At 39.0% G+C, this 12,090-nt stretch carries 10 protein-coding genes; 8 read left to right on the top strand and 2 right to left on the bottom strand.

Annotation, left to right across the window (positions count from 1 at the left end):
- Window positions 1-12 precede the first annotated feature (12 nt).
- Entirely contained in the window at window positions 13-333 is a 321-nt protein-coding gene (locus DBR11_RS12410) for a helix-turn-helix domain-containing protein (RefSeq protein WP_108552985.1), read from the bottom strand.
- A gap of 134 nt (window positions 334-467) precedes the next feature.
- Between DBR11_RS12410 and DBR11_RS12405 the strand changes: the two genes are divergently transcribed.
- The 4 genes from DBR11_RS12405 to DBR11_RS12395 all read left to right on the top strand — a co-directional run bounded on the left by DBR11_RS12405 (window position 468) and on the right by DBR11_RS12395 (window position 4,066).
- Window positions 468-2,486, top strand: coding sequence for a sensor histidine kinase (locus tag DBR11_RS12405; RefSeq protein ID WP_233260735.1), 2,019 nt, complete (start codon window positions 468-470; stop codon window positions 2,484-2,486).
- Between the two features lie 311 nt (window positions 2,487-2,797).
- Window positions 2,798-2,926, top strand: coding sequence for a hypothetical protein (locus tag DBR11_RS30545; RefSeq protein WP_255564073.1), 129 nt, complete (start codon window positions 2,798-2,800; stop codon window positions 2,924-2,926).
- 51 nt (window positions 2,927-2,977) lie between these two features.
- On the top strand, window positions 2,978-3,292 hold the full coding sequence (locus DBR11_RS30145; RefSeq protein WP_233260734.1) for a hypothetical protein: 315 nt from the start codon (window positions 2,978-2,980) through the stop codon (window positions 3,290-3,292).
- 186 nt (window positions 3,293-3,478) lie between these two features.
- Complete coding sequence (locus DBR11_RS12395) at window positions 3,479-4,066, top strand: GNAT family N-acetyltransferase (RefSeq protein ID WP_108552983.1); 588 nt, start codon at window positions 3,479-3,481, stop codon at window positions 4,064-4,066.
- Between the two features lie 15 nt (window positions 4,067-4,081).
- On the opposite strand, the gene DBR11_RS12390 is transcribed toward DBR11_RS12395, so the two are convergent.
- Window positions 4,082-4,648, bottom strand: a complete 567-nt coding sequence (locus DBR11_RS12390; RefSeq protein ID WP_255564074.1) for an RNA polymerase sigma-70 factor — start codon at window positions 4,646-4,648, stop codon at window positions 4,082-4,084.
- A gap of 131 nt (window positions 4,649-4,779) precedes the next feature.
- On the opposite strand from DBR11_RS12390, the gene DBR11_RS12385 reads away from it, so the two are divergent.
- The 4 genes from DBR11_RS12385 to DBR11_RS12370 form a co-directional block, all read left to right on the top strand.
- Window positions 4,780-5,922 carry a FecR family protein gene (locus DBR11_RS12385; RefSeq protein WP_108552981.1) on the top strand — a complete coding sequence of 381 codons (1,143 nt, stop codon included), beginning with the start codon at window positions 4,780-4,782 and terminating at the stop codon, window positions 5,920-5,922.
- A gap of 150 nt (window positions 5,923-6,072) precedes the next feature.
- Window positions 6,073-9,381, top strand: coding sequence for a SusC/RagA family TonB-linked outer membrane protein (locus tag DBR11_RS12380; protein WP_108552980.1), 3,309 nt, complete (start codon window positions 6,073-6,075; stop codon window positions 9,379-9,381).
- An 11-nt stretch (window positions 9,382-9,392) separates the two neighbouring features.
- Window positions 9,393-10,820: a RagB/SusD family nutrient uptake outer membrane protein gene (locus DBR11_RS12375; protein ID WP_158275277.1), complete on the top strand. Its 1,428-nt coding sequence runs from the start codon at window positions 9,393-9,395 to the stop codon at window positions 10,818-10,820.
- A gap of 11 nt (window positions 10,821-10,831) precedes the next feature.
- The coding region (locus tag DBR11_RS12370; RefSeq protein ID WP_146186520.1) for a TlpA disulfide reductase family protein at window positions 10,832-12,090 on the top strand (1,259 nt) is incomplete at its 3' end.

Genomic DNA, 12,090 nt, shown 5'->3' with positions numbered 1-12,090 from the left:
GTATATATATTTTCAACGTTTTCCCAACGCACGGGCCTCATCATATAAGGCTATTACCTTGCTTTGTAGAGCAGCTATCTCTTGCTCTCTCTGTACTATTCTATACTTTAATAATTCCATTTCACTGATGGGGCGCTCCTCATCAAGCAGATAGCCTGTAGAAACTCCAAAAAAAACAGCAATCTGTTTAAGTCGGTTAGTATTAATGCTTGTACCACCATTTTCAATTTTGGATAAAGCAGGACCGGTGATTTTAAGCGCCTTTGATACCTCCCTTTGGGTCATATTTTTTTCCAGTCTTAACTGTTTAATAATTTCTCCTGTTGTTTTCATTCATTATTGCTCTTTTTATCAGATGAAGCCTTTGATTAAACAATTGTTTAACGTTATCGGGTTCATCTAAAGTAGTTCATTTAGTTATAGTATGATAATATACGAGAAACAGGAACGAAAAGATTTTATCAGAAATGCAACATCAAAAATACTTTCATGAAAATGATATTTTGTTATTTTTGTTTAACGTCATGCGCCTTATTATCTCTATTTTCCTTATTATATTTTCCTTTGCTGTCAAGGGTCAGGAAATCATATCAGATTCCCAGTATGCCTATCAGAATATCGGAAAGAGAGTGGCGTACCTGGAAGATAAACAGGCGACAAAATCATTGAAACAAATAATTTCCTTAGATTCATTAGGAAAGTTTAAAAAGGGTGAGCAAGACATCCTGAACTTCGGCAATACAACTTCAGCCATATGGATAAAGATTAAATATATCAATTATCCCTCTTCACCGCTTTACCTTGTTCTTTCCTCAGCAAACATAGATAATGTTGACATTTATATGGAAAAAGCTGATCAATCGTTTAAGCATCTAAAAACCGGAAACGCTTTTTATCCTGTCCCAGGTGTCGATATTGAAAACAATTTCATTTTCAAACTTCCTCAGGAAGCCAACCAAAAGTACAAGTCTGTTTATATGCGCCTAAAAACGAATAACATTCTTGTTGTACCACTCAAGTTGGTTACCGGAGAAGTTTTATTTAAAGGAAAAGCTTTTACCGACAGGATAGAATACATATATATAGGTATATTGATTTCCTTGTTGTTATATAACCTTTTCCTCTACATCAGTCTGCAAGATCGCACGTATTTATATTATACACTCCATGTCCTTACACTTTCCTGTTACCTCATGGTCTATTTAAGAGGTTATGGGTTTTTATTCGGAAATGATATGAGAATACTAATGAATCAATATCCTCATGTATTTCTTAGTTTATCAATGATCAGTTCTTTCTTTTTTTCCAGATCTTTCCTCAATCTCGAAAAGATAGCTCCTCGTATGTTAAACGTATATTATTTTTTAGGCGGGTGTGCTGTTGTTTTATTAATACTCAGCCTATCGGGAAATAAAAGATATTGTGCATCAATTGCACAGGTACTGACAGCAAGTGTTTCATTAAGTTTATGGGTTTCTGGAATTCTGGCTTACAGAAGAGGCCATCAGCCTGCAAAATATTATGTTGCTGGCTTCTTTTTTGTATTACTTTCTGTTGGCCTGGTAACCTTTAGCCTTGCAGGTATTCTACGGTTTAATGACTTTACGATGGAATTGGTACCTATTGGTTCTACCGTAGAATTATTATTGCTGTCTTTTGCACTTGGAGACCGCTACCGGATTATTATGAAAAAAGAGCGCGATACCAGTTATCAAAATCTTGCCCTTGTTCAAAACCAAAAGGTTCAGCTTGAAGAACTGGTTCAAAAAAGAACACTGCTACTTACAAAGACTATAGCAGAACTAAAATCTTCTAATAATGTAAAGAATAAATTGTTTTCCATTATAGCCCATGACCTTAGAAGCCCGTTGAATAGTTTAATGAGTATCCTCGCCCTAAACGATAGTGACATTCTTTCCATGGACGACATTCAGTTTCTTCTCAAAGAGAACAAAAAGAACATAGAAACGATTTACAATACATTAAACAATCTCCTTTATTGGGCAAAGAGTCAAATGGACGGCATAAAAACAGAAGCTACGCATTTTGAACTAAAACAACTTATAGAAGAGCTTCTGCTGGTATATGCGCCTTTACTGCACAATAAACAAATACAGGTAGTATTGGAATTTGACGGTCTATTTCCTGTGTATGCAGACGAAAACCAGGTTAAATTGATAATTCGTAACCTGATTGACAATGCTATTAAATTTACTCCAAAACGCGGAAAAGTCTGGCTATCTCTTAAACGTAGATCTACTGGAGTAAACGTGGAAATATCCAATTCCGTGGCAGACTTAAAAAGTATTGAAAATCTGGACGCTAAGCAACTCCATGATTTCAAAGCTACTTATGGCACCGAAAATGAAAGAGGTGTTGGATTAGGGCTTCACTTATGCAGAGAATACATTAAAAGTAATGGAGGTGATCTGAAAATCAATACGGAACGCGACATTATTTCTTTTTCATTTACTCTTCCAAGATAGCAGAGAAGGCCGGAATGTTGAATGATCAACACCCCGACCTTACCTCTCGACTTACTCTCCCTATAGAGTAAAATATTTGGTTAACCATCTGCTTTGTTTTGAGCATTGAAACTAATTTAATGATAATCACATTCTGCAATCTCATTCAAGTTGTTCATTTACTTTGGCATAGCAACAAGTATCTGAATTCCCTTATCATTAGTCAAAAAGAAGGTTCACTGGCGTAAAACACCCCTAGTTTGTCCTTTTTAATACCTTCTTGTTCATCCAATTATAACGAACTTTAACATTATAATGATAAAATCAAAACCATGGAAATTAAACCTAAAAGTAGTCGTTTGTATGCCTTCTTAATTCTTTTTGATATGCATACGAAGTTTTTCAAAAGTGCATTGGACGATATTTCTGATGAAGATGCTGGAAAACGCATGGATACCTAAGCTAATCATATAGCATGGCTGGCAGGTAGTCTTGTTCAGCAGAGATTTGATTTGGCTAGTCTATTAGGAGCTGAACAAAAATCAGCAGCCGATGATTTGTTTAAAAATAACAAAGGTATTCAAGACGATACGGTCTATCCTTCTCTAGACACTTACAGACAGGATTGGGAGAAAATATCACCGATTTTAAGACACCTGTTAATGAATAGCAGCGAGGAACAACTGAACAAGATACTGGAGTTTCCAGGTATGAGTTTCTCCATGTTTGAAATGATCTCCTTTAACACCTACCGTGAAGCCAATATGATTGGACAAATTGCACTTTGGCGCAGATTATTGAATTACGACGGGATGAAATATATGTAGCTCAGGTGCTGCAAAGATGCCAGAACAAATTATATCACAATAAGTTGCTACTTTCATAATTTAAAACTAAATTTGATTTATTGTCATTCAAACTTAACTATATCTAAACTTTATTTATTGATATAACAGTGTTAACTGAGGAATCTTACCGTTAAGGTAGGATTCTTAAATTCAAATAATAGAATTATGATTAAGGCAAAGCGTAAAGACAAAGAAAAGATTATACAAATCCTTACCAAGGCATTTGAACAGAACCCAAGAGTAAATAACCTGGTTAAACAGGACAGCAAAAGATTACACCGCATAGACCGCCTGATGAGGTATGCATATAATGTATGTTCTGTTTTTGGAAAGGTGCTCGTTTCAGATGATGGAAAAGCTTGTGCTCTGATCCAGTATCCAGATAGGAAACAGTTTTCTTTAAAGGGTATCTATTGGAAAATGGAACTTCTTTTGGGAACCGTAGGCTTTAGAAGTGCACTGAAAGTTTTAGCCAGGGAAGCATTTGTAAGTAAACACCATGAACGTTACAGCTATTATATTTGGTTTATGGGGGTAGATTCAGACTATGTTAATATGGGGATAGGTACTGACTTCATGGATGAACTGATTGCAGATGCAGATAGAAGAAAAAGACCCATTTATCTTGAAACTCATTTACAGCAGAATCTAGACTGGTTTGTGAAGTTTGGATTTGAAGTTTTTCGTGAAATCAAACTAGATTCGCCTCTTTATTTTCTACGGCGTAAATCTTTCCATTATTTCTTGAAGTAAAGATATAGCGCCTATTTAGAGACGATATAAGGCCAATAGGCCGAGAAGTATAATTATAGGCGTATTGTAATCCTTAAATTCTGTCCTAAGCTTTTTCAATGCTTTACCAACATGCTTTTCCACTGTATTAACTGAAATATTCATCCTTTCTGCAATCGCTTTATAGGAAAGCTGTTCTTCACGTGATAAAATAAAAGCTTCGCGACACTGCGGTGGCAAACTGTCTATAATTTTTTTGATTTTAAGTTCCGTTTCCCTCGCTACATACTCATCCTCGATATTGACCGAAAACATGCCCCCCTCCTCTCTCACTTTTATATAATGTTGTGATCTTAAAAGACGGTTACGAAGCTCACTCAAGGCTTTATTCCTTAGCGTAGCATATAAATAAGCTTGTAAATTTCCTTCAGTATCCAGGCTTTTACGTTTAACCCACAGGTTAAGGAAAACATCCTGCACTAATTCTTCAACCAGTGCTTCATCACCAAGTTTTTTATAAGCAACCCGGCAAAGTTGTACATAGAACATACCATAGACGGTTTCAAAGGCTTTGATATTGTCTGCATGCAACTGCTTGAGCAGTTCCGTATCTGAATGTTTGCTAAAAGATTTAATGATGGTTCAGTCTTATGCTGTAAACATAAATAAAAAAATAACATAACCGGATGGCGGTAAAATCATTTTTGTGCAATACATAAGTATAATTCAATAGTATGCTCCCTGAAGAACTACCTGAACTCATCAATTTATACCTCAAAGGAACCTGTACCCCGGCTCAAAAGGAACAGGTAGAAAAATGGTATGAGGAACATCAGTTTACCGATATGGAATTTTACAATCATGATGAGGGTTTGATAGTCGATTCTGCTCAAAGGTCTCTAACTATTTTAAAGCGGAAGATCTTATCGACCCAGCCTGAAAGGGCAAAATCAATTCGGTTATTATATATTGCTGCAGCCGTTATACTGCTCCTCCTTTCGGTGGGCTTAATGCTGTATAAAAATTTCAGTACATCTTCTGGAAATTATTATGTCAATGATATTGCTCCGGGCAAGAACAAGGCTGTATTAAAACTGGCTGATGGATCAAATATAATACTTGATAATGCTGCTAACGGCAATCTGGCAACACGATCTGGTATCCGGATGACCAAGACAAAAGACGGTCAGCTGGTATTTTCGGCAAATGCAGCTTCCGATCAGAATATAGTCCCATCTAATGGTCATACAAACACAATCACTACTCCAAGAGGCGGCCAGTACCAGGTGGAATTACCGGATGGAACGGTTGTATGGCTAAATGCTGCCTCCTCTTTGCAATTTCCGGAAAGTTTTCAGGATGGTCAGCAAAGGCGGGTTACACTTACCGGGGAGGCTTATTTCCAGGTGGCCAGGGATACTAAACGACCTTTCATCGTCCATACAGATGAGCAGGATGTAAAGGTATTGGGTACTCATTTCAACATAAATTCTTACAAAGAAGAAAACGCTGTAAAAACAACCTTACTGGAAGGTTCTGTTGAAATCTCCTTTTCAAAACATACTCTGATATTGAAACCGGGAGAACAGGCTATTCGTAGAGGAGAAAATATACAAATACACGCTGTGGATACCGAGGATGCAATAGCCTGGAAAAATGGAAAACTCAAATTTTCAAATGAAAACATTCACGAACTCATGCATCGGATTGCCAGGTGGTATGACGTTGAGGTTGTTTATGAAGGCAATATGACCAATAAAGACTTTTCAGGAAGTGTTTCCCGCTATGAAAATGTATCCAAAATATTAGATGTTCTGGAATCAACCAATACCGTTCATTTTAAAGTAGAAGGAAGGAGGATCACTGTTATGCAATAGTCTATACTTCTACCGGTAACGATGATCAAGAACCAGGATTCCAGCTGTAACCGGAACCCTGGCGTATATCAACTCTAATTGATATCAGTTCGGGATTACCAATTTCTTATCGCTATAACAATCAACTATTAACCCAAACAACCCAAATGTATGAATTTTTATACACTTAACAGGCTTTTGCTCGCTATGAAGCTCACCACTATCCTAGTCTTTGCCGTCATACTTCAAACTTCTGCTGCAGGATATGCGCAGAGGTTAACTCTACATGCCAAAAATGTACCATTAGAGCATGTTTTCAAGACCATTAGTAAGCAAATTGGCTACGACTTTGTCTACAATGATTTTGACCTCAGAGGCCTTAAAGTATTCAGCCTTCAATTGAACAATGTGAGTCTCGAAAATGGCTTACAAGCTTGCCTGGAGGGGCAAGACCTTAGCTATCTGATTAAAGACAAAACCATTATTATTAAACGAAAAGAAAAGAGTCTTTTTTCAAAACTATCCGATTTGATTGGCTTTGCAGGCCCGGTAAAGGGCGTGGTTATTGATGAGAATGGACATGGTCTTCCAGGTGCAGTAATCAGGATCAAAGGCGGGCAGAGAATATCGAATACCAACAATGATGGTGAATTTACCGTTAATGTTCCAGAAGGAACCGTACTGGAGATTTCTTATATTGGTTATAAACTACAGGAAGCGGTCGTTGCTAAAAGCACCACAAAACTGAGCATCAGCCTATCCCCTGATATTTCCAAACTGGATGAAATTTCGGTAGAAGGATACCGCAAAGGCTCTCAGCGTTTGGCCACCAGTAATATCTCTAAAATAAGCGGAGATGAACTCATGAGACAACCAGTTTCTAATCCCATGCAAGCCCTGGAGGGACGTATACCAGGCATGGTGGTGAGTCAGGTAAGTGGCGTTCCAGGTGCACGTTTAAATGTACAAATTCGCGGAAGGTCCAACTTTGACAAATCACTTACTTCAGATCAGCCTTTGTTTATTCTGGATGGCGTGCCTATGGCAGCTGGAAATGATAAGGTCAACTTGATTGGCGGCCCTTTCGGTCCTGGTACAACAGATGGGCTTAGTGCCTTCGCCGGGATCAATACCGCAGATATTGAAAGCATAGATGTGCTGAAAGATGCAGATGCAACAGCAATTTATGGCAGTCGAGGTGCCAATGGAGTGATTTTGATTACTACACGAAAGGGCAAAGCTGGCAAAATGCGTTTAAATGCAAATGTGACATCCGGTGTAAGCACGGTTACCAGAATGGCTAAAATGCTAAATACAGAGCAATACATTGCCATGAGAAAGGAAGCCTTTGCTAATGACAAAATTACGCCTACAAACTCTAATGCTTATGACCTGAAGTTGTGGGATAACAATCGTTATACTGATTTTACAGACCTCCTGGTTGGAAACAATGCTCATACCAATGACGCCCAGCTTACCTTATCAGGTGGGAGCAAATCTACTCAGTACCGGATCGGAGGTGCCTATCATAAAGAAGGAACAGTTTGGCCTGGTGACATGTCCAGTGACCGTGGATCTTTTAATCTTAATATCCACAACACTTCACAGGATGAAAGATTTACAATGGACCTCTCTGCGCTTTATGGCACCAATCAGAGTAATCTCACCGCTCTGGACCTCGCAGCAGCAGTAGTACTTCCGCCTAATTTTAAGCTATATGATGAGAACGGGAAACTGGCCTGGAACGAGGGCAACCTATATATCCAGAAAGACAATCCACTGGCAACTTTAAACCAGGTATATCTATCAAAAATGAGTAACCTCAATGCCAATCTGGTCCTTAATTACAAACTATTGAAAAATCTGGAGATACGGAGCAGCTTTGGTTACAACATGACGCAGAACGATGAAAAAAGACTGACGCCTTTATCTGCTCAAAACCCAATGGCATCCAATGTAAGTGGTTTTAATTCATTTGGAAATAATCAGCTGAAGAACTGGATCATCGAACCACAGGCAGAATATAAGGGAAATATTAGCAAAGGAAAATTGAATGTTCTTTTAGGAGGCACGTTTAACCAGCGCAGCACAGCTGGTCTGGTGGTGAGTGCCAAAGGCTATACCAGTGATGAATTAATCGGCTCACTTTCGGGAGCTTCTTCTACGGGCATAACAGCCAGCAATACAGCTTCAGTCTATAAATATCAGGCTGTTTTTGGAAGGATCAATTACAATTGGGAGGATAAATACATTGTCAATTTTACAGGAAGACGAGATGGTTCAAGTCGTTTTGGGCCTGATTATCGCTTTTCCAACTTTGGAGCCATTGGTGCCGCCTGGGTTTTCAGCAATGAAGCTCTACTTAAAGATCGAAAAATCTTAAGTTACGGGAAATTAAGAGGAAGTTATGGATCTACCGGAAACGACCAGATCGGTGAATATCAATATCTGGATGCCTGGGTAACTGCGGGTAACTATGCGGATTCAGCTACTTTATATCCTAAAAAGCTATACAACCCCGATCTGCATTGGGAGCGCAATAAAAAGCTGGAGATTGGTATTGAACTCGGTTTCTTTAAAGACAGAATCTTGTTTACCGGATCTGTTTATCAAAATATCTCTTCCGACCCTCTGGTTTCTTATGGATTGCCAAAAATAACTGGATTCTCTACCATTGTGAGGAACTTAGATGGTGTAGAAGTACAAAATCGCGGGCTGGAACTCACCGTAACCAGTTACAACTTTCGAAAGGGACCATTGACATGGACTACAGATTTTAACATTACATTACCACAAAACAAATTAAAGAAATATCCAGATCTTGATAAATCCACCTACTTCAACACCTATGCAATTGGTCAATCCTTAAACAGGATCTTCGCAGCCCAGTTTACGGGGGTTGATCCTGCCACGGGTTTATATACCGTTAAGGACGTTAATGGAGATAACCAGGCCACCACAGTCGATTACGGAGTCATCGGTTCTTCGGATCCTAAATTCTACGGTGGGATCAACAATAGCTTTACCTACAAAAGATTTAACCTGAGTTTCTTTATGCAGTTTACCAAGCAATTGGGAAAGGACTGGAGAACCAATAATTTGTTTAACCCTCCCGGCAGTGTTTTTAATGTTCCCGAACTGGCTTTAACGCGCTGGCAAAGTCCAGGAGATTTAACAGATGTACAAAAATTCACCACCACACAAGGTGCTATTTATGGAACCGCCGGCTTTTATCCGTATAGCTTTTCTAGTGGTGCTTATACAGACGCTTCTTATATCCGGTTGAAGAATGTTTATCTATCTTATGATATTCCGGTTAAATGGTTAAGTGTTGTACGCATCAACTCCTGCAAATTCTATGTCCAGGGACAAAACCTGTTTGTGATCTCGGGCTACAAGGGCGGTGATCCTGAAACCCAAAATTATACAAGAATGTCTCCTTTACGGACCATTACAGGCGGTTTACAATTGACACTTTAATTCTAATGATCATGACTATTCATCATATATATATCAAAACAGGATTGGCTTTTGCCATTTGTTTGACCATATCCGCCTGCAAAAAGTTTGTAGAGGTAGCGGAACCGATTGACCAGATTTCTACTGAAGTGGTATTTCAAAGCGACTCCAAAGCGGCTTCGGCAGTAAGGGGCTTGTATGGAGAAATGGTAGGAAGTACTGGTTTTTTCACCTCTGTACTAGACTTTAGCGGTGCTGTACAAATCTCAGCAGGAGTTAGTGCCGATGAAATTGCCCTGAGTTCCTCGAGCAACCAGTTTAATGAGTTTTATACCAATGCCATCTCTTCTTCAAATGGAGTAAATGAAGGCAGTATCTGGGGGCCAACTTACAATGTGATTTATAATACAAACGCTGTAATTGAAAGCCTGGCTAAGTCACCAAGTGTAAGTGCTACCGGAAAAAAGCAATTTACTGCTGAAGCGAAGTTCGTTAGAGCGGCCAATTATTTTTATCTGGTGAACCTGTACGGAGATGTACCTATGCCAACCACAACAGACTACCGGTTAAATGCAACTTTGCCAAATGTGCCTACCGACCAGATCTATGCCCTGATCCTCGAAGATCTGAAATATGCGAAGGATAATCTTAGTCCTGCATACGTCGGTACCCAGCGTCTGAGGGCCAATAAATATGCAGCTGCAGCCCTGCTTGCGAGAGTGTATTTATACAAAAAAGACTGGGTAAATGCAGAAGCGCTAGCAACTGAAGTTATAGATGGTGCAGGCAAAACAATGTATGATCTGGAGCCTGACCTCAACAAAACTTTTTTAACCAGCAGCAAAGAGGTCATATTGCAATTACAACAACCAGGCACTAATTTGTACACCTGGGACGGTTATAATTTCATTTCTTCAGGTACGCCTCAATATCCGATCTCCGATACTTTATTCAATTCTTTTGAGGTCAATGACCAGAGAAAAACAAGCTGGATTAAAACCAATACCTTAACAATCGGGAATGTTCCTGTGAATTATAATTTTCCCTTTAAGTATAAGTTGAATAGCGGTACCGGGACTACGAGAACTGAATCCATGGTATTTCTACGCCTTTCAGAAGTTTATCTGATCCGTTCAGAAGCCAGGACGCAGCAATCTAAATTAACGGAGGCCATTGCAGATCTTGATGTGATAAGAAAAAGGGCAATCAATACAGTGCCTTTTCCCTCCACTAATCCAACCATTGGAAAAGATGCTTTACTCGATCTGATCGCCCATGAACGTTTTGTTGAACTCTTTACTGAAGTCGGACATCGTTGGCTGGATTTGAAACGAACAGGCAAAGCGGATGAAGTGCTTGGCAAAAAACCAAACTGGAGACCGCAGGCCAAATTATATCCGATTCCTAAAAGTGATATTGACAAAAACCCTTTCCTAAAACAAAATCCTGGTTACAACTAATTTGAAATTAAATGAAACTATCATATGCTATACTTGCTACACTTATGTTTTCAAATGTTGCAAGTACTTTTAGTCAAGCAATAGGTAAAGACAGTACAAAAGCAAAACCTTATGTGCCCAGCCCGGTATTAAAAGGTTTTTATCTGGTAAAAGAATTGCCGGAAAAGATCAAAATTTACAATACTTCTTTACAACAATATCCTGATACCGGACGTTCCGCAACCATTGGTTATATCTATGCAAGGATCACCATTGCGACGGAATATACGAAATCCGGAGATGTTAAATCTGCAGAAAACTGGCTTAAAAAGATTCCTGTTTTAACCTACTATAATCAAGGCGTGCTAAGCGTTGCTGCCGAGATGAATAAAAGAGGTGAATCCGCCTATGCTGAGCGGGTTTTAGCCCCTATTGTAGATAGTTTGAGTAAGATTTATGTAAAAACAGGTAAAGAAAAAAGTCTTTTCAACGAAAATATGGTGGTGTATGCTAGGGTGTTGGCCAATAATCATCAGTCAGAAAGAATTGTTAATTACCTAAAGCCTCTGTACGAGGGAAGCGGCAAATCTTTTGAGTCGGATTTAAGAAGCATGGCACTCACAAAACCTGATGATTATAAACTAGAAAATAACCTTTCTGTTATTTATGCTAAGGCGCTTTCTGAAACCGGGCATACAAAAGAAGCTATAAAGGTGCTGAGTTTTCTAAACCTGAGTGGCCAATGCAATACAAAGGAATTGCGGGAAGCTATCAAGGCCGAGTACTTGAAAACACCTGGTGGCCAATCCTTTTACTCCAAATTCGCAGATTCTGTTCAACGCGTCTATCACACTAAACTGACTGCATTTGCATTGAATAAAAGGGATGACAAAGGCAAGCCCGTTAACTTTGATGCTTTAAAAGGTAAATATGTTTTACTTGATTTTTGGGGCAGCTGGTGCGGCCCTTGCAGAGCAAGTCATCCTCATTTAAAGGAACTTTATACAAAATATAAGGATAAGGGATTTGAAATCGTGGGCATTGCACAAGAACACTCTGCCCTGCCTGCAGATAGGTTGTTGTGGACTGAAGCGATAGCGAAAGATGGCTTAACCTGGATTCAAGTTTTGAACAATGAGAACAGGGATAAGTTTGATTTGGTATCGGAATATGGTGTAACCGCTTTCCCCACTAAAATTTTGCTGGACAAAGAGGGTAATATCATTGGTAGATATATTGGAAACAGCTCTGGAGGAGAGGGATTTACGAACAAAATAAAAGAACTCCTGGG

It is taken from the genome of Pedobacter sp. HMWF019, assembly GCF_003061025.1.
Lineage (GTDB): Bacteria > Bacteroidota > Bacteroidia > Sphingobacteriales > Sphingobacteriaceae > Pedobacter.
This window is presented reverse-complemented; position numbering and strand designations above follow the sequence as displayed.

Bases quoted from the DNA above. Each gene is read 5' to 3' on its own strand.
- DBR11_RS12385 (WP_108552981.1), top strand. From the start codon at position 4,780: ATGCTCCCTGAAGAACTACCTGAACTCATCAATTTATACCTCAAAGGA.
- DBR11_RS12380 (WP_108552980.1), top strand. From the start codon at position 6,073: ATGAATTTTTATACACTTAACAGGCTTTTGCTCGCTATGAAGCTCACC.
- DBR11_RS12375 (WP_158275277.1), top strand. From the start codon at position 9,393: ATGACTATTCATCATATATATATCAAAACAGGATTGGCTTTTGCCATT.
- DBR11_RS12395 (WP_108552983.1), top strand. From the start codon at position 3,479: ATGATTAAGGCAAAGCGTAAAGACAAAGAAAAGATTATACAAATCCTT.
- DBR11_RS12405 (WP_233260735.1), top strand. From the start codon at position 468: ATGCAACATCAAAAATACTTTCATGAAAATGATATTTTGTTATTTTTG.
- DBR11_RS30545 (WP_255564073.1), top strand. From the start codon at position 2,798: ATGGAAATTAAACCTAAAAGTAGTCGTTTGTATGCCTTCTTAATTCTT.
- DBR11_RS12410 (WP_108552985.1), bottom strand. From the start codon at position 333: ATGAAAACAACAGGAGAAATTATTAAACAGTTAAGACTGGAAAAAAAT.